This is a genomic window from Aquamicrobium zhengzhouense, from assembly GCF_016124105.1.
GTDB lineage: Bacteria > Pseudomonadota > Alphaproteobacteria > Rhizobiales > Rhizobiaceae > Aerobium > Aerobium zhengzhouense.
Window position 1 is genome coordinate 182,123 of record NZ_JADGMQ010000007.1, and the last position, 22,296, is coordinate 204,418.

The 22,296-nt window shown below is 60.1% G+C and carries 22 protein-coding genes and 4 pseudogenes; 5 read left to right on the plus strand and 21 right to left on the minus strand.

All coding sequences use genetic code 11. From position 1 onward, the window contains the following. Positions 1 to 15 precede the first annotated feature (15 nt). The 4 genes from IOD40_RS11910 to IOD40_RS11925 are packed head-to-tail and all read left to right on the plus strand — an operon-like array spanning position 16 to position 4,719. Entirely contained in the window at positions 16 to 1,647 is a 1,632-nt protein-coding gene (locus IOD40_RS11910; protein WP_198476752.1) for a bifunctional 3-(3-hydroxy-phenyl)propionate/3-hydroxycinnamic acid hydroxylase, read from the plus strand. A 13-nt stretch (positions 1,648 to 1,660) separates the two neighbouring features. Continuing rightward, positions 1,661 to 2,461 carry a 2-oxo-hept-4-ene-1,7-dioate hydratase gene (gene hpaH / locus IOD40_RS11915; RefSeq protein WP_198476788.1) on the plus strand — a complete coding sequence of 267 codons (801 nt, stop codon included), beginning with the start codon at positions 1,661 to 1,663 and terminating at the stop codon, positions 2,459 to 2,461. Position 2,462: 1 nt separating this feature from the next. Next, positions 2,463 to 3,239 (plus strand): HpcH/HpaI aldolase family protein, encoded by a 777-nt coding sequence (locus IOD40_RS11920; RefSeq protein ID WP_198476789.1) that lies wholly within the window; start codon positions 2,463 to 2,465, stop codon positions 3,237 to 3,239. Between the two features lie 34 nt (positions 3,240 to 3,273). Further along, a complete protein-coding gene (locus IOD40_RS11925; RefSeq protein ID WP_198476753.1) occupies positions 3,274 to 4,719 on the plus strand; it encodes an NAD-dependent succinate-semialdehyde dehydrogenase in 1,446 nt (481 codons plus the stop codon). Between the two features lie 316 nt (positions 4,720 to 5,035). Here IOD40_RS11925 and phnN read toward each other — a convergent pair whose 3' ends face one another. The 13 genes from phnN to phnG all read right to left on the minus strand — a co-directional run bounded on the left by phnN (position 5,036) and on the right by phnG (position 15,886). Then, positions 5,036 to 5,614 (minus strand): phosphonate metabolism protein/1,5-bisphosphokinase (PRPP-forming) PhnN, encoded by a 579-nt coding sequence (gene phnN, locus IOD40_RS11930; RefSeq protein WP_198476754.1) that lies wholly within the window; start codon positions 5,612 to 5,614, stop codon positions 5,036 to 5,038. Next, on the minus strand, positions 5,611 to 6,750 hold the full coding sequence (locus IOD40_RS11935; protein WP_198476755.1) for an alpha-D-ribose 1-methylphosphonate 5-triphosphate diphosphatase: 1,140 nt from the start codon (positions 6,748 to 6,750) through the stop codon (positions 5,611 to 5,613). The genes phnN and IOD40_RS11935 overlap by 4 nt, the downstream gene beginning before the upstream one ends. Beyond that, positions 6,751 to 7,458 carry a DUF1045 domain-containing protein gene (locus IOD40_RS11940; RefSeq protein WP_198476756.1) on the minus strand — a complete coding sequence of 236 codons (708 nt, stop codon included), beginning with the start codon at positions 7,456 to 7,458 and terminating at the stop codon, positions 6,751 to 6,753. It lies immediately after the preceding gene. A 62-nt stretch (positions 7,459 to 7,520) separates the two neighbouring features. Continuing rightward, entirely contained in the window at positions 7,521 to 8,375 is an 855-nt protein-coding gene (phnE, locus tag IOD40_RS11945; protein WP_210336878.1) for a phosphonate ABC transporter, permease protein PhnE, read from the minus strand. After that, the gene (gene phnE / locus IOD40_RS11950; protein ID WP_198476758.1) at positions 8,375 to 9,301 is read right to left on the minus strand and encodes a phosphonate ABC transporter, permease protein PhnE; all 927 of its coding nucleotides are present in this window, start codon (positions 9,299 to 9,301) and stop codon (positions 8,375 to 8,377) included. The genes phnE (IOD40_RS11945) and phnE (IOD40_RS11950) overlap by 1 nt, the downstream gene beginning before the upstream one ends. A gap of 4 nt (positions 9,302 to 9,305) precedes the next feature. Then, positions 9,306 to 10,151: a phosphonate ABC transporter ATP-binding protein gene (gene phnC, locus IOD40_RS11955; protein WP_198476759.1), complete on the minus strand. Its 846-nt coding sequence runs from the start codon at positions 10,149 to 10,151 to the stop codon at positions 9,306 to 9,308. A 66-nt stretch (positions 10,152 to 10,217) separates the two neighbouring features. Further along, positions 10,218 to 11,147 (minus strand): phosphonate ABC transporter substrate-binding protein, encoded by a 930-nt coding sequence (phnD, locus tag IOD40_RS11960; RefSeq protein WP_198476760.1) that lies wholly within the window; start codon positions 11,145 to 11,147, stop codon positions 10,218 to 10,220. 166 nt (positions 11,148 to 11,313) lie between these two features. Then, entirely contained in the window at positions 11,314 to 12,021 is a 708-nt protein-coding gene (phnL, locus tag IOD40_RS11965) for a phosphonate C-P lyase system protein PhnL (protein WP_198476761.1), read from the minus strand. A gap of 3 nt (positions 12,022 to 12,024) precedes the next feature. Continuing rightward, a complete protein-coding gene (gene phnK, locus IOD40_RS11970; protein WP_198476762.1) occupies positions 12,025 to 12,810 on the minus strand; it encodes a phosphonate C-P lyase system protein PhnK in 786 nt (261 codons plus the stop codon). After that, positions 12,800 to 13,636, minus strand: a complete 837-nt coding sequence (locus IOD40_RS11975; RefSeq protein WP_198476790.1) for an alpha-D-ribose 1-methylphosphonate 5-phosphate C-P-lyase PhnJ — start codon at positions 13,634 to 13,636, stop codon at positions 12,800 to 12,802. The genes phnK and IOD40_RS11975 overlap by 11 nt, the downstream gene beginning before the upstream one ends. A gap of 73 nt (positions 13,637 to 13,709) precedes the next feature. Continuing rightward, entirely contained in the window at positions 13,710 to 14,810 is a 1,101-nt protein-coding gene (locus tag IOD40_RS11980; RefSeq protein WP_198476763.1) for a carbon-phosphorus lyase complex subunit PhnI, read from the minus strand. 3 nt (positions 14,811 to 14,813) lie between these two features. After that, positions 14,814 to 15,419 (minus strand): phosphonate C-P lyase system protein PhnH, encoded by a 606-nt coding sequence (gene phnH / locus IOD40_RS11985; RefSeq protein WP_198476764.1) that lies wholly within the window; start codon positions 15,417 to 15,419, stop codon positions 14,814 to 14,816. Then, the gene (phnG, locus tag IOD40_RS11990) at positions 15,419 to 15,886 is read right to left on the minus strand and encodes a phosphonate C-P lyase system protein PhnG (RefSeq protein ID WP_198476765.1); all 468 of its coding nucleotides are present in this window, start codon (positions 15,884 to 15,886) and stop codon (positions 15,419 to 15,421) included. The genes phnH and phnG overlap by 1 nt, the downstream gene beginning before the upstream one ends. A 92-nt stretch (positions 15,887 to 15,978) precedes the next feature. On the opposite strand from phnG, the gene phnF reads away from it, so the two are divergent. Next, entirely contained in the window at positions 15,979 to 16,722 is a 744-nt protein-coding gene (phnF, locus tag IOD40_RS11995; protein WP_198476766.1) for a phosphonate metabolism transcriptional regulator PhnF, read from the plus strand. 448 nt (positions 16,723 to 17,170) lie between these two features. Here phnF and phnE (IOD40_RS12000) read toward each other — a convergent pair whose 3' ends face one another. The 8 genes and pseudogenes from phnE (IOD40_RS12000) to IOD40_RS12040 form a co-directional block, all read right to left on the minus strand. Continuing rightward, a complete protein-coding gene (gene phnE / locus IOD40_RS12000) occupies positions 17,171 to 17,983 on the minus strand; it encodes a phosphonate ABC transporter, permease protein PhnE (RefSeq protein ID WP_198476767.1) in 813 nt (270 codons plus the stop codon). Beyond that, a complete protein-coding gene (gene phnE / locus IOD40_RS12005) occupies positions 17,980 to 18,807 on the minus strand; it encodes a phosphonate ABC transporter, permease protein PhnE (RefSeq protein WP_198476768.1) in 828 nt (275 codons plus the stop codon). The genes phnE (IOD40_RS12000) and phnE (IOD40_RS12005) overlap by 4 nt, the downstream gene beginning before the upstream one ends. Next, the gene (gene phnC, locus IOD40_RS12010; RefSeq protein WP_198476769.1) at positions 18,804 to 19,631 is read right to left on the minus strand and encodes a phosphonate ABC transporter ATP-binding protein; all 828 of its coding nucleotides are present in this window, start codon (positions 19,629 to 19,631) and stop codon (positions 18,804 to 18,806) included. The genes phnE (IOD40_RS12005) and phnC (IOD40_RS12010) overlap by 4 nt, the downstream gene beginning before the upstream one ends. Positions 19,632 to 19,702: 71 nt before the next feature. Then, entirely contained in the window at positions 19,703 to 20,656 is a 954-nt protein-coding gene (gene phnD, locus IOD40_RS12015) for a phosphate/phosphite/phosphonate ABC transporter substrate-binding protein (protein ID WP_198476770.1), read from the minus strand. Positions 20,657 to 20,889: 233 nt separating this feature from the next. Further along, positions 20,890 to 21,126 (minus strand): annotated as a pseudogene (locus IOD40_RS12020) (transposase); the annotation flags it as partial. A gap of 35 nt (positions 21,127 to 21,161) precedes the next feature. Then, positions 21,162 to 21,362, minus strand: a pseudogene (locus IOD40_RS12025) (integrase core domain-containing protein); the annotation flags it as partial. Between the two features lie 178 nt (positions 21,363 to 21,540). Beyond that, positions 21,541 to 21,696 (minus strand): annotated as a pseudogene (locus IOD40_RS20065) (aldolase/citrate lyase family protein); the annotation flags it as partial. Positions 21,697 to 21,957: 261 nt separating this feature from the next. Then, positions 21,958 to 22,099, minus strand: a pseudogene (locus IOD40_RS12040) (IS3 family transposase); the annotation flags it as partial. Between the last annotated feature and the right edge of the window lie 197 nt (positions 22,100 to 22,296).

The following is a 22,296-nucleotide window of genomic DNA, read 5'->3' on the forward strand; positions in this document are numbered from 1 at the left end:
GATCGGGAGATGACCATGGCCCAAAGTGAATTCGACGCGGACGTCATCATCGTCGGCGCTGGCCCAGCAGGCACGACCCTTGCAAACCTGCTTGGAACCTACGGCGTCAGGACGCTGGTGCTGGAGCGCGAGCCGGACATCATCGACTACCCGCGTGCTGTCGGCATGGACGACGAGGCGCTACGCGCCTTCCAGACGACGGGCCTGGCAGAGCCGCTCCTGAAGGACATGATCCAGAACACGCTGCTGCGCTACCATCATTCCAACGGCAAGATGTTTGCCGAGGTAGGGCCAAAGGCGAAGCCGTTCGGCTGGCCGCGCCGCAACCTCTTCATCCAGCCATTGTCGGAAAAGGTCATCCGCTCGGGCATTGAACGGTTCCCGCACGTCAAGGTTCTGACCGGGCACGAGTTAGAATCCTTTACCGAGGATGACGCGGGTGTAACCCTCAGCGTCAAAACCGCTGACGGCAACAAGACGCTGCGCGCGCCTTACGTCGTTGGCTGCGACGGCGGCAAGTCAACCGTCCGCAAGGGGCTCGGTATCGCGCTTCTTGGCGACACCCATCCGTGGCGCTGGCTGGTTGTCGACCTCAAGAACGACGACCGCTTCGAACCATATTCGGCGATCTATTGCGATCCGAAGAACCCGTTCATCGTCATCGATCTGCCCTACGGTCATCGCCGCTTTGAATTCCGCCTTCGCCCCGAAGACACGGATGAGAAGATGTCAGACCCGGATGAGATTGCTCGCCTCCTGCGCAAGCGCCTTGGGCCGGATGAGAAGCCGGAGGTCATCCGCGCGCGCATCTACACCCACCACTCACGCATTGCCGCTTCCTTCCGCAAGGGCCGGATCTTCATCGCTGGTGATGCCGCGCATTTGCAGCCGCCGTTCTTCGGCCAAGGTCTCAACTCGGGCCTCCGCGACGTGATGAACCTGTCGTGGAAGCTGGCCATGGTTGTCCAGGGCAAGGCCGAGCCAAAAATCCTCGACAGCTACGAGCAGGAGCGCAAGCACCACGCCGAACAGATGGTGAAATTCGCGACCGGCATCGGCAAGTTCTACGCCCCCTACTCCCACTTCACCGAATACTTCCGCAAGGCGTTCTTCTGGTGCGTCCATCGCCTGCCGTCGCTGCGCGACTACGTGCTGCAGATGAAGTTCAAGCCGATGCCGTTCTATGAACAGGGTGTGGTTGATCACTCCAACGCGGGCGGCAAGTCGATGGTCGGTCGTATGATCGTCCAGCCGAAAGTCGCGGACGCTGAAGATCGTCCGATGCTGCTCGACGACGCGATCGGCAAGGGCTTTGCTGTCATCGGCATCAATGAGGACCCTGCAGCCCAGCTCTCGACTGAGGATCGCGCGTACCTGCAGTCGATTGGCTCGATCGTCCAGATTAACCGCTCGCGGCGCGGCAAGGTGGGCTGGAGCGCACATCCGGAGACACTGGTGCTCGACGACCTCGACGGCGTCTTCCGCGACATGCTGTTGAAGCACCCGAACCAGAAGTTCTATATCCTGCGCCCGGATCGCTACGTCTTCGCGGTGTGCAACCGTCACGAACTGGCCGGTGCTGTTTCACGCCTGCGCGCTCAGCTTGGCGAACAGCGCCAGGAGCCGAACCTCATCGCTGCGGAGTAAGACCATGGCAGGCATGACACCCCAGGATAATCAGGACTGCGGCATCGCGCTTTTCGAGGCCGAACAGTCCGGCAAGCAGATCGGACTGCTTTCGCAGCGCTTCCCCGATATGGATCTGGACGACGCTTATGCCGTCCAGGACGCGATGCTGGCGGCGCGAGACGCTGCCGGCTTTCGCCGCATCGGCTGGAAAATCGGGCTTACCTCCCGGGCCATGCAGGAAGCCCTGCAGATCACGACCCCGGATTCGGGCGTGCTCTATGACGATATGCTGTTTGAAAACGGCGCGTCGATCCCGGCCGGACGCTTCATCCAGCCGCGTGTTGAAGCTGAGATCGCGTTCGTGCTCAAGGCGGATCTTGAGGGCGCAAACCTCACACGCGAAGCCGTCATCGCCGCAACGGACTATGTTGCCCCGGCGCTTGAACTTCTGGATACCCGCATCCTGCGCAAGGACCCGGAAACCGGCGCGATCCGAAAGGTCACCGACACGATTTCCGACAACGCTGCCAATGGCGGGCTTGTGCTCGGCGAAGGCCGTTTCGATCCTTCGACAACCGACCTTCGCTGGATGGGCTGCATCCTCAAGCGCGACGGGATTGTTGAAGAGACCGGGCTCGGTGCCGGTGTGCTCGATGATCCGGTTACCGGCATTATCTGGCTCGCAGAGCGCATCGCCCAGTATGGCGGCAAGCTCTCCGCCGGTGACATCGTCCTCTCCGGTTCGTTCATCCGTCCGGTAGAGGCGCCTTCCGGCAGCCATTTTGTTGCCGATTACGGGCCATTTGGTGAGGTGCGCTGTGACTTCCTCTGAGATGCTGAACGGTGCGCCCCTTAATGAATTTCGCGCGGCCCTGAAGCGCGGCGAGGTGCTGACCGGCTTCTGGCAAGGATTGACCTCGGCTGAAACGGCCGAGATCAGCGCGAAGGCCGGTTTCGACTGGCTGCTGTTCGATGGCGAGCACGCGCCGAACGACATGGCGATGCTGCGCGACCAACTGCGCGCTTCACAAGGTGGTACGGCCCATCCGGTGGTCCGCGTCGTTTCCGGCGAAGACTGGATGCTGAAGCAGGTGCTCGATGTCGGCTTCCAGACTGTTCTGGTGCCGATGATCGACACGGCCGAACAGGCGGAAGCGGCCGTTCGTGCCTGCCTCTACGCGCCCGACGGAAAGCGCTGCGTTGGCGCCGCTCTTGCCCGGGCCTCGGATTTTGGCCGCCGCTCGCAGTACCTTGCCAATGCCAATGACGAGATATGCATTCTCCTGCAGATCGAAAGCGCCACCGCGATCGACAATCTCGACGAAATCCTGAAGATCGAGCGCGTCGACGGGCTTTTCATCGGGCCTGCTGATCTTTCCGCGGACATGGGATATCGCGGGCAGCCGACGCATCCGGAGGTGCGCAAGATCATCCGCGAAACGACGCGCAAGATCCGCGCCGCCGGAAAGGCACCGGGCATCCTGCTTGGCTCGCCCGAACACGTTGCAATAGCGCGCGAGGACGGTGCCCAGTTCATCGCAGTTGGCTCGGATGTCGGCGTCTTCATGCGCGCAGTCACCCAGCTTGCCGACCAGTATCGCAGCCGCTAAGGGCGGCTGACTTTCTTTTTCAAGCGAGAACCACATGCTTCCCCTGAAAGATCCCAGCCTCCTGATCGACAAGTGCCTCGTCAACGGGGAATGGGTTGAGGCGCGGTCCGGCAACAAGATCGACGTCACCAATCCGGCGACCGGCGAGTTGATTGCCCGCGTACCGTCCCTCTCGGCCGACGAGGTTGAGGAAGCGATCGCTCACGCCGATACGGCATTCCGGCCCTGGGCGAAGCGGTCGGCCAAGGAACGCTCGGTGATCTTGCGCAAATGGTTCGACCTGATGGTCGAAAATGCCGATGACCTTGCCGTGATCCTTACGAGCGAACAGGGCAAGCCGGTTGCCGAGGCTCGCGGCGAGATCATTTACGCGGCCTCCTTCATTGAGTGGTTCGCCGAGGAAGCAAAGCGCATTTACGGCGATACCATCCCTGCCCCGCAGGCCGACAAGCGGATCACGGTCATCCGCCAGCCGGTGGGCGTAACGGCCGCCATCACGCCGTGGAACTTCCCCGCCGCAATGATCACCCGCAAGGCAGCACCTGCCCTTGCCGCTGGCTGCACGATGATTGTGCGTCCTGCGGATCTGACACCGCTGACCGCTCTTGCGCTCGGAGTTTTGGCCGAACGCGCAGGCGTTCCGGCTGGCGCCCTGCAGTTCGTCACGGGCTCAAGCCGCGTCATCGGCAAGGTGCTCACCGACTCCGATACCGTGCGCAAGCTCTCTTTCACGGGCTCAACCGAGGTTGGCCGCGTGCTGATGGAGCAGAGCGCGGCAACCATCAAGCGCCTGTCGCTGGAGCTCGGCGGCAATGCGCCTTTCATCGTCTTTGACGATGCGGATCTTGATGCCGCCGTCGAGGGCGCGATGATTGCCAAGTTCCGCAATGCCGGCCAGACCTGCGTTTGCGCCAATCGCATCTACGTTCAGCGCGGCGTCTATGATGCGTTCGCCGAAAAGCTTGCCGCGCGTGTTAGCGCGCTGAAGGTCGGCAACGGCCTTGAGCCCGGCACCGAGATCGGCCCGCTGATCGAGGAAAAGGCGATCCACAAGGTCGAGGCGCACATTGAAGACGCGCTCTCCAAGGGCGCAAAGCTCGTTGCGGGCGGCACGCGTCTGGGCGGGCTGATGCTGCAGCCGGCCGTGCTGACGGGCGTGACCAGCGACATGGCCGTTACCCAGGAAGAAACCTTCGGCCCGCTCGCCCCGCTCTATGCCTTCGAGACCGAAGACGAGGTCGTGGCCCTTGCAAACGACACGATCTACGGCCTAGCCGCCTATTTCTACACTAAGGATCACGCCCGCGCGGTGCGCGTCTCGGAAGGCCTTGAATACGGCATGGTCGGCCACAACACCGGCCTGATCTCAAACGAGATGTCGCCCTTTGGCGGCGTCAAGCAGTCCGGCCTCGGCCGCGAAGGCTCCAAATACGGCATCGATGAATATCTCGAGATCAAATATATCTGCTCGGCCATCTGAGGCAGGTGCAAGCTAGCCGTCCCCGCAATCAGGAGCGCTGAAGGAACGACAATCCTTCAGCGCTTTTTGATCATGGCGTTGCGGTCGCAATCGACAGGAGGTTGAGGTCGGACCCTCGTCAATCGCACAAGACGCGCGAGCGGCAACACTGAACCACGTTGCCCTCCCACCTTCCAGTCAAGAACGTAAGCTAAGCCGTTGACCTCCAGGCGGTTCGCAATTCTGCGCAATCGGCCACCTGGATCGGTGTAAACCTAACTGGGAAGTGTCCGTTCGCTGCGCAAAGCACAGGCTGCGTTCGATCGCTTCTGGCGCGTCATAATGCGAACCGAGAGATCCGCGCGGCTTCTTTGATGATCTGGACGAATTCCTCACCCGCCTGCTCGATGGTTCCGGAGTTCTCGATCATCCGGCATTCGGGAACAATTGCGCCGATGTTCGCGCTGCGGGAGAGACGCGCCTCGATTTGGGAGGCACTTTCGCGTCCGCGCGCGGCGAGGCGCTGGGCGAGAATGTCACGAGGGACCGTGATCAGGATAGGCACGACGTTGGCGTATCGTTGTGTCGCCTCATCGATCGACCCGCGGGAAATGTTTGCAATCACCGTGCCGCCATCGCGAATGACGTCATTGATGGCGTTGGGAATGCCATAGTGCAATCCATGTGAGGTCCAAGACAGCGCAAACGCGCCTCGGTCCTCGAGAGCGAAAAATTCGTCTTCGCTCAGCGTGTCGTGATCTTCGTCGTCAGGCGACACGGGGCGGGTGATAACACGTCGCGCAAACACGACCTGATGGTCGGTGGCAATGGCCCCCCGTGCATAATTCATGACGGAGTCCTTGCCGGCTCCGCTTGGTCCGACGACCGGAACAAATAGGCCCGGTCCAATCTTCATGCCACGCGCTGTCCCTGACGCCAGACCGAGCGAACGACGGGAACGCTGCCATCCCAGCGCACCCGCAGCAGATCGGCACGCTTGCCTGCAGCAATGGAGCCACGATCCGTCAGACCAACGGTCCGCGCCGGAGTGTCGGTTACCATGGAGATTGCCTTTGGCAGGCTGATGGTCTCGACGTCATCGGCGAGCTTGAATGCACCGTAAAGCAGGCTGCCAGGGACATAGTCCGACGAAAGGACATTGAGAATGCCGTGCGCGGCAAGATCGCGGGCAGCAATATTGCCGGAATGCGAGCCGCCCCGGACAATGTTCGGCGCGCCCATCAGCACGCTGAGACCGGCCTTATGTGAAGCGCGCGCCGCTTCGATCGAAGTGGGAAACTCGGCCAGTCGCACACCATCCTCGATCGCCTCTGCGACATGTTCCAGCGTTGCATCGTCATGGCTCGCGATGGTGACGCCAGACTGCCGGCAATGCTCTGCGATCTCCTTGCGGTGCATGCTTGAATATTTGGCCGACTGCTCCTGACGCATCGCCACGTACCTGGCAAACGCCTCATCGCTGAGGCCACGCTTCGTCTTGTAGTAGAGGGTATAGGCATCCATCGTCTGGAACTGCCGCTGCCCCGGCGCGTGATCCATGAGCGAAGCCAGGCGGACGCGCGGGTCATTACGAAAGTCTTCGAGATGTTCGACCACGTCGGGCGCAGAGACTTCGCAGCGCAGATGCAGCAGATGTTCGGAGCGGAGACGCCCTTCGCTTTCCGCCTGTTCGATGGCGTCGGCGAGAGCGCGCATTTCTCCTGGACGAAAACCGTCATCCTCTTCAGCACCAAGGCGCAGGCAGTCGAACACCGTTGTGATGCCTGACGTTGCCATCTGCGCGTCATGCGCCTGAATCGCCGAGATGGCATTCCAGCGTACGCCTGGACGCGGAGAATAGTGGGTTTCGAGGTGGTCGGTGTGAAGCTCGACAAGGCCGGGGATCAGATAATCGCCCTCGAAGTCTTCGCCAACGGTCCCGTTAGCGGCGTCGACGGAAGCGATCAGGTCGTCTCTGATTGAGATCGAGCCTTCGATGACCTCATCGGTGAGGACAATGCGTGCGTTGCGAATATTGAGATCGGACGTCATTTATGCGGTCTTTCGGGCGGCCTGTGGCACAACTTCGTGGAATGAGCGGATGACGAAGGGCGCTCCGGGTTCCGCTTCCTGGAAGAGCGCCAAAGCGTCGATCTCGAGCGGGGCGCCGATCAGCGATCCAAAGTGGTCGATAATGGCAGCCTCTACCGACGGCGCTGCACTGTCTGGAACGCGTCCTGTCAGGGTCATGTGAAAACGGAAGTCGTCAAAGACGTAGGGATAACCCCACTGGACGAGGTTCTGACGCTGCGAGGCTGTCTTCACGCTGGCGAGGCGACGCTGCATCTCGCTTTCGCTCAGCGGCGCCCCGAACGCGTTAAATTTGCGCACGATGTCCCCGGCGAATTCAGCCAGCTCGGAACTTTGGTGGTCCGGCATCAGTGCGAAAAAGCCGTCGAGGCGTTTGAGAACGAGGCGCGGGATGACGAGACCCTGCGCTTGGCCCGCATAGTTTGATAGCGCCGCGATGAGGCTGTCCTCGGTTTCGTCAGGCGAGAGCGTGAACGGTGCAACGATCGTCGCGTGGAAGCCGTACCGCCGGGCCGCGGCGGTGTGATAGGCGGCTTCCGCCGCCGTGAGGTGCTTGGACGCTGGACCGGCAATGACGTTGCCAGAGAAGGCACAACGCCCCAGCCACGAGACCGCTGCTCGGTTCAGCCTGCTCTCTTCCGGTGGGGCAAAGTAGATCGCGTAGCGCATGAGGTCTGCATCCGGCTCTGTTTACGGCTTTCTAGGAGAGTCGCATGACAAGCAAACGACGGTCAGTGGCGTGTTTCGCCGATGAACTTTTCGCGGATCTTTTTCGACAGCCAGTCGATGACAAAGATGCAGACGAGCACGTTCAAGACAACGAAGGTGACCTGATCGAAGAGATTGGCCCGGAAACGCTCGATGATGATCATCCCCACGCCACCCGCGCCGACGAGACCGAGAATTGTTGCGCTTCGGGTCGAGGATTCAAAGAAATACAATGACTGCGAGATGAAGACGGGCATCACCTGCGGAAGGTAGCCGTAGCGGACGGTCTTGATCGGACCTGCGCCGGTCGCGCGGATGCCTTCGACCTGCTTGCGATCGATGTTCTCAATCGCCTCAGAATAGAGTTTTGACAGCGTGCCGGTGTCGGAAACAAAGATTGCAAGGACACCCGCAAGCGGGCCAAGACCAACGGCGCGGACAAAGACCAGACCCCAGACCAGCTGATCGACACCACGCAGAACATCGAGCATACGCCGAACCAGATGGCGGATAGGCGAAATCGGCATCGTGTTTCGGGCGGCGAGGAAGCCAATGAAAAGCGCTGCGATCGTCGCGAGGATGGTGCCGAGAAACGCCATCGCAAGGGTCTGCGCGATACCGGAATAGATCTGCGCATATTGCCAGTTCGCCATGTCCTGCCAGTTGAACATAGCGCTGATGAGACGCCATGCCCGGTCGGAGGCGGAGGCAAGACGCCAGACCTCGAAGTACCAGAGCGACGCGACTGTGTAGGCGACAAGGGAGACAACGACGAGCGTTCGGATCAGCTGCTTTGAAGTTGCGCCGAATGCGCCCGGATACTGATTTCGCAAGGAAAGCAGCGTCTTGTCATCGATGTTAGGGAGTGAGTTGGCCATCATCGGAAATTCTCCTTGCCGATGAACGCGAGGCGCAGGCGCTCGGAAAAGACGTCGATCAACGTGACAAGCACGACGATCATCAGCAGCACGGCGACGACACGATCGTCCGAATAGAGGCTGATGACGCGGTTGAGTTCTTGGCCAATGCCGCCAGCGCCGACGAAGCCAACGATGGAGGACGAGCGAACGTTGATCTCAAAACGCAGCAATGTGTAGGAGGCAAAGTTTGGCAGAACCTGCGGAACTACCCCGTAGCGCATCTCTTCGAACCAATTGCCGCCCACGCCGCGAATACCCTCGACAGGGCGCATCGATGCGTTCTCGTTGACCTCGGAGAAGAGCTTGCCGAGCGCACCAGCCGAATGGATTGCGATTGCGATGACGCCGGCCAAGGGGCCAATGCCGATCGCGAAGACGAAGATCAGCGCGTAGAGGATTTCGGGCACCCCACGGCAGATTTCCATGAAGCGTCGGGACAGGTGATAGACGACGCTGTTGGGTGCGAGATTGCGCGACGCGGGAAAGCACAGGAGGAATGCGGCGACCGCGCCAAGGATTGTCGCCGTCAATGCCATCGCGACCGTCTCGGCGATAAGGCGCAGATAGGTCCAGAAGTCAGAATACCAGTATGCGATCGAACCGGGGACGGCCTTGCCGTTGTCTCCACGTGGGAGGAACAGCTTGTCCAATTCGAGGTTCGGCATGATGGTGCCGAAATACTCGAAAATGCGCGGCAGACCCGAGGCGAGCCTCTCCGGATAAAAGCGAGAGACGTAGACCGAAGCGACAACGGCAGCGGCAAACAGCGCGAGGAACAAAAGGTTCATCGCCCGTTTCGAACGTGCCAGTTCCCGGCGACGCTGCTCGAACAGCTGGACCGGATCATCGGCGGCAAGTGAAGAGTCGACTGTCAGGCTGGCCATGGGGTCAGCTCATGCTCATGTCGGAGTGGCGCTGAAGGTCGCGCTCGGTGAGGCGCTCCTTGGCAGGGACACCTGCCAGCGCCGTCGAGGTCATGCCTTCCGAAAAGGCTTCTTCAGCCTCTGCGCCATAGATTTCACGGGCCATTTCCAGCGTGAGTTTTTCTGGTGGGCCGTCAAAGACGAGAACGCCGTCCTGCAAGCCGATGATGCGGTCGCAATAGGTACGCGCAGTGTCGAGCGTATGCAGATTGGCGAGAACGGTGATGCCATCTTCGCGGTTGATGGTGCGCAGCGCATCCATGACGATCTTGGCATTCAGCGGATCGAGAGATGCGATCGGCTCGTCCGCTAGGAGGATCTTCGGCTGCTGAACCAGAGCGCGGGCAATTGCGACACGCTGCATCTGTCCGCCGGAAAGGGTGTCGGCCTGCTGAAGCGCGGTATGCGCCATGCCCAAACGGTCGAGCGCCTTGATCGCGAATGCACGTTCTGAGGCGGAGAACATCTGCAACATCGAGCTCATAATGCCGTGATGGTAGAGACGGCCGGTGAGCACATTGGTGAGAACGTCGAGACGACCGACCAGATTGAACTGCTGGAACACCATCGCGCAGCTTGCGCGCCACTCGTAGAGCGCTTTTCCGGACAGCTTTGCGATGTCGCGGTTCTCGAAATAGATACTGCCGCTCGTTGGATCTGCGAGGCGGTTCAACATACGCAAGAGCGTGGATTTACCCGCACCGGAGCGCCCTATGATCCCGACCATCTGGCCCTGCGGGATGGACAGAGAGATGTCCGACACGGCGTTTCTGGTCGCGAAGCTCTTGGTAAGGTGTTCGATCTTCAGCATGAGATGCTCCTGGCGGGCATGAAAAAGCCGCCGGTCCCTAAGGAACCGGCGGCTTGCGTCATCTGATTAGCGCGAGCCTTCCAGCTCTCGCTTGCGCATCTCGACGATGTTGTCGAAGAACGCGTGCTCGACGCGCTTGAAGCCCTTGCCTTCGCCCTGCGAGACGTTGACGTAGCACTCGTAGTCGGTCTCGTAGAGGGCCTCCATCCAGTCGATGGCAATCTGCTTCGGCTCTGCAGGCAGAGCCTTGCGGACGACCCACGGACCATTCGGGATGAGGTTCGACTTCCAGATGATGCGCAGGTCGTCCATGTTGAGGAGACCCTTGCCAACCATCGAGTTCAGGGCGCCACGCGAATAGCCGTCCTTGACTTCGCCAACGCCCGACGTCCAGGTCACGCCTGCATCGTACTGGCCGTTGAGAACCGCGACGACAGCCTGCTCATGACCGCCGCCAAAACCGGTCGAGGAGAAGTACTCGTCCGGGTTGATGCCCTGCATTTCCAGCTCTGCCTTCGGCACGAGGTAACCCGAGGTCGAGTTCGGATCGGCGAAAGCAAGCGACTTGTCCTTCATGCCTTCGAGGTTCTCGATGCCGGCATCAGCGCGGGCATACATCATGGCGTAGTAGCCATCAGAACCGTCGTTTTCGAGTGCGACGAAGATCGGCTCAACGGCTTCAGGGTCCTGAAGGTAGATGCCTGCATAGCCCGATGCGCCAAGCTGCGCTGCATCAAGCTGGCCCGCCAGGAGACCCTGCATGACGCCTGCATAGTCCGAAGCCGGGAAGAGTTCGACCTTCACGCCGAGCTTTTCACCAAGCTGCTGCACCATGCAGTCGTTCTTGCGCAAACGGTCGGCTTCGTTTTCGCCACCGAGAAGACCAACGCGGAATACCGGCAGTTCTGCCTTCCAGTCGTTGGCGAGAGCCGGGGACGCGAATGCGGAGACAGCAATCGCTGCCGCAGCAGCGGAATTGACGAAGCGAGTAAACATGTTGGCTCCATGAGCTGCAAATTAAAACCTGAAGGCCTCGGGAGCGTTTCGCCGAGCCAGCGGCAACAGATCTACGGAGTTTGTGCGACAGCGGATTGAAGGTTCTGATTCCGTTTTGTGACGTAGCGTCTTCCGGCACTCGCGCATGGTTTGGCAGGATCGCAGCTTAAGCTGCGACCTTGCCTGCGGCGAAAGAGGTGACGTCGAGAATGCTGTCGGCGACAGCATCACGGACATCGTGATCATGAAAAATGCCAAGCATCGCGACACCTGCCGCCTTTTTCTCCGCGATCAGATTGATAACGACCTGACGGTTGTTTACGTCCAGCGACGCGGTTGGCTCATCAAGAAGCAGGATCGGGTGATCTGTGATGAAGCCGCGGGCGATATTGACGCGCTGCTGTTCGCCACCGGAGAAGGTGGCAGGCGGCAAGAGCCAAAGACGCTCTGGCAGGTTCAGCCGTGCGAGCATCTCTTGCGCTCTTGGACGTGCCGCCGACGCATCTTCACCGCGCGAAATAAGCGGCTCCGCCACCACGTCCAGCGCCGACACTCGAGGCACCACGCGCAAGAACTGGCTGACATAACCAATCGTGTCGCGGCGCACGCCGAGCACGACGCGCGGGGTAGCAGTCGCGACATCTACAAACTGCCCGCGATGGGCGACCATGATTGAGCCGCGATCGACGGAGTAGTTGCCATATACCATCTTGAGGATCGAGCTCTTGCCCGCTCCTGAGGGGCCGCCAAGCACGGCGCAGCGACCGGCTTCCAGCGTGAAGGTCACACCCTGCACGACAGGCAGTTCAACGCCATCCTGCAGATGCATGGTGAAGGATTTGGATAGACCGGTAACGACGAGTGGGCTTGTCATGGCTCACACCTGAAGGATCGAGGAAACGAGAAGCTGGGTGTAAGGCGCATGCGGATCATCCAGCACCCGATCGGTCAGCCCGTGCTCGATGACACGGCCGTCCTTCATCACCATCATGCGATGGGAGATGAGGCGAGCAACCGCAAGATCGTGCGTTACGACGATCGCGGAAAGGCCAAGCTCGGCTACCAGCGAGCGCAGGAGATCAAGAAGTCGAGCTTGCACCGACACGTCGAGGCCGCCCGTTGGCTCGTCCATGAAGACCAGGCGTGGATGGGTGACGAGATTTCGTGCGATCTGCAAGCGCTGGCGCATGCCGCCCGAAAAGGCGCGTGGCTGATCGTCAACGCGATCAGACGCGATTTCCACACGTCCCAGCCAGTCGATCGCCTTGCCACGGATATCGCCATAATGCCGTTCACCAACGGCCATCAGACGTTCGCCTACATTGGCACCCGCCGAAACCGTCATCCGCAGCCCATCGGCAGGGTTCTGGTGCACGAAGCCCCAATCGGTCCGCATGAGGAAGCGGCGTTCCGCCTCTCGCATCTGGTAGACATCGCGCATTTCGCCGCCGCGCGTGCGGTAGCAGATTGAGCCTGCATCGGGCTCAAGGCGGGTGGAAAGGCAGTTCAGGAGCGTCGTCTTGCCTGAGCCGGACTCGCCAACGATCGCCAGAACCTCGCCAGGCCAAAGATCGAAGGAGACGTCGGCGCAGCCGATACGGTTGCCATAACGCTTGCCAACACCGTTCACCGTCAGCAACGGCGCATCATCATCAATGTTCATTGCGCTGCTCCTCGCAGAAATCGGTGTCCGAGCAGACAAACATGTGGCCGCCTCGGTCATCGAGGATCACCTCATCGAGATAGATGCCGCGCGAGCCGCAGATCGCACATGGCTCGCTGAATTTTTGCACCTCGAAGGGGTGGTCTTCGAAATCGAGGCTTACGACCTTGGTGTGCGGCGGGATCGCGTAGATGCGCTTTTCGCGGCCAGCGCCAAAGAGCTGCAGCGCTTCCGACATGTGCATCTTCGGATTGTCGAACTTCGGGATCGGCGACGGGTCCATGACGTAACGGTCCTCGACCTTGACCGGGTAAGCATAGGTCTTGGCGATATAGCCGTGACGGGCGATGTCCTCGTATAGCTTCACATGCATGAGTCCGTATTCTTCGAGCGCGTGCATCGTACGGGTTTCGGTCTCGCGCGGCTCGAGGAAGCGAAGCGGCTCTGGGATCGGCACCTGATAGACGAGCACCTGTCCAGACTTCAGCGGTGTCTCCGGGATACGGTGGCGCGTCTGGATGATTGTTGCTTCATGGGTCCGGGTGGTCACCGCAACATTCGCAACCTTCTGGAAGAATGCGCGGATCGAGACGGCATTGGTCGTGTCGTCGGCCCCCTGGTCGATGACCTTGAGAACGTCATCGGGACCAATGATCGACGCCGTCACCTGAACGCCGCCGGTGCCCCAGCCGTAAGGCATTGGCATCTCGCGGCTGGCGAACGGAACCTGATAGCCGGGGATCGCGATCGCCTTGAGGATGGCGCGGCGGATCATGCGCTTGGTCTGCTCATCCAGATAGGCAAAATTATAGGTAGCGCCTGCCATCGTGGGCGCGCCCTCGTGTGTGAGGTTATTGCTGGCGGTCATGACGACTGCTTTCTCATGTCAGGAAGGGCGATCATTCGGCGGCCAGATCAAAGGCGTCGCTGGCAGCTTTTGCCTGCTCAGCCCGCATCTTGCGGACGAGTTCCAACTCGGCCTGGAAGTCGACGTAGTGGGGCAGTTTGAGGTGCTCGACGAAGCCGGTGGCCTGCACATTGTCCGCATGCGAGATCACGAACTCTTCGTCTTGTGCTGGTGCCGTCCGGTCTTCGCCAAGTTCACCGGCGCGCAGGGCACGGTCACATAGCGCCATCGCCATTGCCTTGCGCTCAGACTGACCGAACACCAACCCGTAGCCGCGGGTGAACTGCGGCGGTACCTTGGCCGAACCCTTGAACTTGTTGACCATCTGGCATTCGGTCACCTGCACCGTGCCAAGCGGGATGGCGAAATCGATTTCCGGCACTTCGAATTCGAGCTCGACCTCACCGATGCGGACCTCGCCGACAAACGGATGGTTCATGCCGTAACCGCGCTGGGTCGAGTAAGCGAGCGCGAGCAGAAAGCCTTCATCGCCGCGCGCGAGCGCCTGCAGACGGGTGTCGCGCTCCATTGGAAACTCCATCGGATCACGGGTGATATCGCCCGGCACCCGACCTTCCGGCATCTCGCCATCGGCCTCGATCAGACCTTCCTGCGCGAGGATCGATGAGACGCGCACGACCTTCTCATGCTCACCTTCGCGCGTGACCGGCTTGTCCACCTGCTTGTCATGTGCCAGCTCGGGATCAAGCAGGCGATGGGTGTAATCGAAAGTCGGCCCAAGGAGTTGTCCGCCGGGCAGATCCTTGTAAGTCGCCGAAACACGACGTTCGACGAGCATGTCCTCGGTATCGATCGGCTGCGTGTAGCCAAAGCGGGGAAGCGTTGTCCGATAGGCGCGGACAAGGAAGATCGCCTCGATCAGGTCGCCCCTCGCCTGCTTGATCGCAAGCGCTGCCAGTTCCTTGTCGTAAAGTGAGCCTTCGGCCATGACGCGATCAACGCCGACTGACAATTGCTCGGCGATCTGGTCGATGCGCAGGTCCGGCACGTCGCGATCGCCACGTCGGCGATCAGCCAGCAGACGATGCGCATTGCTGATGGCGGCTTCACCGCCCTTGACGGCAACATACATGGCTCAGCCCTCTTGAACGTGGATGCGGGTGGTGCGGGGAAGGCAAGCGATTGCATCTGGCGCCGCCAGAATGAGATCAACACCGCAGGGAAACTGCGCGTTGTTCTCGCTCCACTGACGGACGAATTCGTCCGGCATTGGCTGCGGCGACAAGGGCGTCTCACCTTTGATGCCCGGCCCGCTCAGGGTGAGTTGATGCCCGCTGTCGAGCGAGACAACCTGCAGGATAATCGTCGTTGAGCGATCGGGATATTCCTGCGTTCCCTGCGCGAGCGACCCAAACGCAGGCAGCTTTGCGGGATCTGCGACGACGAGGAATTGCGCTTGCGCAGGGTCGGACGTGACCGTTGCGCCCGAGTGGAACGACAGCCAGACGTCGATGCCCTTGGTGTTCGCGAGACCTGCGTCGAGCCAAACCAGCGTTTCCTGATCGCACAAGGAGAGTGCGACAGCGGCTGCGGCTGGATTGAGCGCGGCGGGCGGGCTAACCTCGCGATCAACCGCCTGGATCGTTCCTGGCTCCGCCATCGCCCGCATCACCGCGTTGAACGTTGCTTGCGAGTCGAGGACAGGCGATGCAAAGCCGCCTTCAATATCTGCCGCGCGCATCAATGCTCTCCTCTGACCATGGTAAAGAAGTCGACGCGCGTCGCTGCCGTCTCGTCCCGCTTTCGTTTTGAGCGTGAGGCATTTCTTTGCCGGAGCGGGCCAAGCAGTTCGCGCTCGATGCGCTGGGCATTTCCATCTTGTTGGATCAGTGCGTCGATTGTCGCCGCGATCCGGACACGTTCGGCATCCCGGCCAAGGTGATAGGCATGCCCAACCTCACCCGTTGCGAGCCTCACCGTGACGCGCGTGACCGTCGCCTCGCCGACGTTAAAGGCGGCACCGCCGCCGCCCATGCGTCCGCGCAGAGTGACAAGACCCGTTTCCGGCCCACGCAAGACGCTAGCCTCGACAGACATTCCCATATCCGCATAGATCTGCCGAAGTTCGTCGGCAGAGGCGTTCGCTAGAACCCGCATTGCGTCTTGCCGGCGCGCTTGGACCTCGCTGCCAGCGGCTGAACCACTCATACCCATCTCCTTGTCTATTTATCTAGACAACCATACCTCTGGGGATTAGATCTAACCCTGCACCGTAACAGCGCGATGACAGTGAGGGTTTTGTGCGAGAAAATACGATCGAGCGTGGAAGTGGCGTCGCTCTATGGCGGCAGATCGCCGACCGCATCCGTCTCGGTATCGCCGATGGCTCCCTCGCAGTTGATGGAAAACTGCTTCCAGAAACGCGGCTTGCGGCCATGTTTGGCGCAAATCGCCATACCGTTCGGAGTGCGATCGCCGCACTTGAGCAGGAAGGCGTGGTTCAGGCTAAGCAGGGGCGCGGCACCTTCATCAGGCGAACGCGCCGCATCTCCTACGCGCTCGGATCACGAACGCGCTTCTCGTCCAATCTCGAGGGACAGGCGAAGGAAGTTCTGTCCACATTGTTAAAGGCGGATACGATCAAGGCCGACGCGAGTTTCGCCGAAGTGCTTGGCATAAGCTTAGGCGCACCATTGATCCGGCTCGATATTCTTGGGCAGGCAGATGGCCAGTCGGTATCCTGTGCAACGCACTGGTTTGACGGCGAGCGGTTCAAGGATTTCGAAAGTCATTATGCGCAGACGCGATCGATCACCGCTACGCTCCGGCACTATGGCATCAGCGACTATGTGCGACGCCAGACGAGCGTGACGGCACGTCACGCCGAAGGCGAGGTCCTGTCTCAACTGGGGCTCGCACCGGGCGCAATCGTGCTGGTCGCCAAAGCGATCAATGAAACGCCGGATAGCATCGCCTTCCAACTTTCAGAGACATTATTCCCGGCAGATAGGGTTGAACTGACAGTCAACCGCTATCCGAAATAGCCTGTTTTCCATGATCTGAAACGGCCGTACATCTTGCCGTGCTGATGTTTCTCGACAAGGTGCCAAGTTCCAAACCACCACCGCGAGTGTGCGCTGCCTTCATAGCTATTGTCAGTTGCTTTGTAGCGATGGAAAGCCTCAGGCAGCTATCTCGGCGCTGAAACAGGAAATTCGAGGACATAGAGGCGATCAACCTGAATCCTCCGGGGCGTTGCCGGGCCATGTTCGCCCCCGAAAACGCCCGGGGTTCATCGCCACGGCACTGCACGAGTGGATCGTAGCTGTCGACGCAAAGACCGCACTCATACCTCGGATATAAACGGCCGGCAGCAGAGGCCATCATCTGGTCCGCGCCAACGCGCGGATTGGAGCCATCATCTACACAGACGATCGTCGTATAGCCGATCATTCACTGAGGCTGAGACCGGACCACCATATGGGGCCATGCCTAGATAGTGGCCTTGCGGATGCTGGAGGAGATCGCTTCGCTGCACAACACTGTCGCGAGGATCAACAGCACGATCAGGAGCACCTGCGGCCAAGCCAGCATGTTCAGGCTTGACTGCAACTGCATGCCAATGCCGCCCGCGCCGACGAGCCCGAGAATGGTGCTCTCGCGGATATTGATGTCCCAGCGAAACACTGAAATTCCGACGAAAGCCGGCAGCACCTGAGGCCAGATCCCAAAATTGAGGATCTGCGCCTTGCTAGCGCCGGTCGCGGTGATCGCCTCGACCTGTTTCAGGTCGGTTTCCTCAATGGCTTCATAAAGCAATTTTCCGACGAAACCGATCGAGCGAAAAGCGATTGCAATGATGCCTGCCAGAAGGCCCGGCCCGAGGATCGAGACCAGCAACAGGGCCCAGATCAGCGAGTTGATCGAGCGCGAGGCAACGATGCAGAAAAGCGCGAGGGGCCGCAGGATCAGGCGCGACGGCGTCGTATTCGAAGCGGCCAGAAACGCCAGCGGCACGGCAAGCGCGGTTCCGAGCAGCGTGCCCAGAGTTGCGATGTTGAGCGTGTCCCACAGCGGTGACCACAGCTGATCCATATAGCTCCAGCGGGGCGGCCAAGACCTGCTCGCAATGTCGGCAGCCGCCTGAGGCGCGTCCCACACGAACGACCAGATCGTGCGCTGGGTCATCTCTTCGCAGCACCATACAAACAGCGCCACGATACCAAGCCATAAAGCCCAGATGGCAAGCTGCGCCGTAGGCGTACGGCGGCGCCAGACGGGAACTGAAGTTTCCACCGGGCTCATTTCAACCATCCCCGCATCTGCGATGACGCATATTCCGACAGCATGACGATGGCGATGATGATGAGAAGGATCGCTCCCGCACTGCCGTATTCGTAACGCGACAGCGCCGTATCCAGCGTGCCGCCGATGCCCCCTGCCCCGACAATGCCGATCACCGCGCTTTCGCGAAAATTGATGTCCAGCCGGTAGACCGAGAGTCCGATCATGCGCGGCATCACCTGCGGCTGAACCGCATAGCTGACCAATTGCAGCCATGACGCACCCGTGGCGCGGATCGCCTCGATCTGCCGAGGGTCGCACTCCTCAATATCGTCGGCGAGCAGCTTGCCTATGAAACCGATGGTGGCAAAAGTCAGCGTCAGGAAGCCCGCAAAAGCGCCAAAGCCAAAAAACGCGACCAAGAGGATGGCGACGATGATCTCCTGCAACGAGCGCGAGACCGCGATGATGCTGCGGCAGAGGCCATAGGCCCAGCCCGGGGAAATGTTGCGCGCCGCGCCAACGCCGATGGGGATCGAGATCAAAACGCCCGCGACGGTCGAGGTAAATGTCATCGTCAGGCTTTCCATCAAGCCCTGCGATATGTCGCGCCAGCGCGTCGTGAAGTCCGGAGCCAAAAAGCCCTTAATAAAGCGAGAGCCGCGTTCCATCCCATCGGCTACCCGGGTCCAATCGACGTCTACCGAACCGATGCCGACGACCAGATAGGCGAGAGCTAGAAAGAAGATCACATATCGCCAGGTCCGTGAGCGGATCAGCAGCGGCGGTCGACGCCAGCTCCTCGGATAATCACCAAGCGTCGTAGAGGGCGTTGCGCTGCTCATGTGGTCTCGAAAAGTCTTGTCGCCTGCGCTCTCGCATCGGCTTCGTCTTCGGCGGATTCCATTGCGCCATTGCGCATAGCCTGCCAGTCCTCGGCGCCATAGATTTCGGTCAGGACGTTTTCCGTCAGCTCTTCCGGGCGACCGTCGAACACCACCTTGCCGGCACGCAGGCCGATAATGCGATCGGTGAATTGCTTGGCCAGCAGGACGTCGTGGATATTCACGATCGCCGGCAGCTCGTTCTCGCGGCAGATCTCGGTCAGGAGCCGCATGATCTGGCGCGAGGTGCGCGGGTCAAGGCTGGCGGTTGGCTCATCGACAAGAAGGAGTTCCGGCTCCTGCTCCAGCGCTCGGGCGATTCCTACCCGCTGCCGTTGACCTCCCGAAAGCGCATCGGCGCGCTTGTCGACATGATCAGACAGACCGACGCGTTCGAGAAGCTGGTAGGCGCGCGCTATGTCGCGCCCGGGAAAGCGGCGGGTAAAGCTGCGCCAGAAGGAGACATATCCAAGCCGACCCGACAGGACGTTCTCCATGACGGTCAGACGTTCGACCAATGCGTATTCCTGGAAAATCATGCCGATCCGTCGTCGCGCTTGGCGCAGGCCTTGCCCGCTGAGACTCGTCAGCGCGGTGCCATTCAGTCGAACCTCACCTGCGCTTGGCTCGACCAGACGGTTGATGCATCGGATGAGTGTCGATTTCCCAGCCCCGGACGGGCCAATCAGCCCGACGACCTGACCTTTCGGCAAGGTCAGAGACACGTCGTCAAGGGCCCGATCGCCCGTGCGATAGGTCTTGTTGAGTGCGATGATGTCCAGCATCGGAGCCTCCTCGACAATGCGAAAATGGCGGGCCGTAACGGTCCCGCCATTTCAGGCCGGATCTCGAAGGATCAGTTACAGGTATATTTTACGCCGAGTGCGGCATCGATCTGGCGGATCACCGACCAGTCTTCCTTGAAGGTAATCGGGACGAACTTGGTCTCGCCCTGGGCCTCGAACTCTTTCTGAAGGGCGCTGCCCTCCCAGTTGAAGCTGAAGAACGCTTCCTTGATCTTGGCCTGCAGGTCGGGCGCGAGGTTGTGAGCTAGACCATAACCCGTCGTCGGGAAGGTTGCCGACTTGTAGATCGTCTGCAGCGCATCGGAACTGACCACTTCGCGAGCGATCATTCGCTTCAGCACTGAATTGGCGACCGCAGCGGCCTGATAATCCTTGTTCGCCACGCCCAAGATCGAATTGTCGTGCGCGCCGGAGAAGGCGGGCGTGTAGTCTTCGTTTGCCTTGAGGCCGAATTCCGATTCCAGCAGCGCCTGAGGTGCCTTAAACCCCGAGTTCGAGGTTTCCGACGTGAAGGCGAGTTGCTTGCCGGCGAGATCTTCGGGCTTCTCGATGCCTGAACCTGGATGGGTGATGATCTCCATCTCATAGCCGAAGCTGTCATCGGCACGCGCCATCATCGCGAAGGGACGGAAGCCCGAGCAGGCGACAGCTATTGGATTGCCGCCGGTGTTGACGCCGGCAATGTGCAGACGGCCAGCGCGCAGCGCCTCATATTGAGCGGCATTCGACTGGACCGGGAAGAACTCCACCTTCTTGCCTGTGACGTCGGCAAGATGGTCAAGGAAACCCTGCCACACATCGACGTAAACCGACGGGTCTTCCACCGGCGTATACGCAAAGATCAGGGTCTCTGGATCAACTAGCTGGGCCGGATCGGACGGTATATCCGCGACTAGGTCGCCGTCCGCATCGGTATAGCGCGCGTCCAGCGTGAATTCCTGTGCAGCGGCGGGAAGTGCAGCCATCAGAGCGATGGTTGCGGCAGCAAGCATGTGACGAGTCATCTATTGCTCCAAGAGGGTCATTTGGGAGAAGTATAATTTTGCTCTATGACGCCCGTATGCAGGTTCCGTGACGGTCCTGCGACGCTGTCTGTGAGTCAGCGTTCACTTGGGGAATAGGTTTCCAAAGCTCAGAGTGCTCTCCTGGAACTGAAGCGGTGGATCGATGTAAATAACCCTAGATTTGTGGGTGCCTTTCTTCCCTAAATTTGAGGCAAGGAGGTCCTGATGCGGTCTAGCAATTTCACCTGGCTCTTCGAGATGCCGCTCATGCTCATCGCCTTAACCAGATCGTCGACAGAACGCGTCGAGATGCCTTGGATATAGGCCTCCTGGATCACGGCCGTCAGCGCCTTCTCGGCCATGCGGCGTCGCTCCAGAAAGCCGGGGAAGTAGCTTTCCTTCCGGAGCTTGGGAATGCGCAGCTCGACCGTGCTCGCCCTCGTCTCCCAATCACGGTCCCGGTCGCCATTGTGGCCTGACCCCATAGGGTGGTCCAGTTTCAGTCTTAATGCATGATCGGCTTTTGGGCCATCGCCTGTGCCGAGGATGGAGCCGATCCGCGCGCTGGCGCAGGCCAGATGATGGCCTGCGGTGCCGGCGGCTTGTAGCCGAGCGATGAGTGAGGCCGCTCGGTATTGTAGTAGTGCCGCCATGCCTCGATGATGACCTTTGCCTCGGCGAGGCTGTAGAAGATCTCACCGTTGAGGTCGATGACTTCATGCGCTTGATCGCGATCTTGCGGGAATACGGCCTGCCAGTGCGTATCGGTTTTGAAGCCACAGGCAATTACCATCGGGTTCTGATGTATCACCTTGGCGTCGCCGCCAGATCGTATTAACCGCATTCACGCGAATAATGACCGGCAGCGCTGTGAAAACGCTGCGCAAATGATTGCGCGCTGTGTCCTTGGCTGCAACCGAGACGGCATCCTCGAGATCGAGGATGATCGCGTCTGCGCCCGATGCAGCCGCCTTTTCGAACCGATCTGGTCGATCGCCCGGAACAAAGAGTGGGCAGGTGAAGTCAAATTTCGTGATCATCAGAAAACAGCTTTCGCCGACATGGCGACCGGTCCACAAGGCCGCGCTGTCCAAAGGTCTACTCCGTCGTCCTTGATCGAGGCGTTAGAACAGCAGGATGCATGTCGAACAGCGGCGACAGCGTGCGAAACGCAAAACTGCGTGGCTGGCGTCCCATGATCTCTGCTGCGAAATGCAGCAGCATTGTCGCTTGTAACGGACCATGGAAGACGTGACCCGGATAGAGTTCCTCCTCGATGGCATAGACGCGATCGTAGTGGCCTTGCGCCAACGGCAAGAGATGAACTGCGTCACCCCCGATCGAACGAACCGCTTCGGCGAGCGAGTGGCCTTGTAACAACAAAACATGGACTTAGCGCAGCTTCGCAACAATCTCTTCAGGTTCATGTTTCTTCTGAGACATTTCAATATTCTCTCTCAGGCTCGACAGCCCACTTCACGGAGAACAACTTTTCCGGGAGCAGACCACAGCCTCAACAACAAGGGAAAGGAGAATCATTGTGAGGTGGTGCCGGTTTTTGAGACAGGGGCATAAGGTGGATCGCCCAATGGAAAGGACGATCCAGCATGAAGACACGCAGACGGTTTACTGCCGAGTTC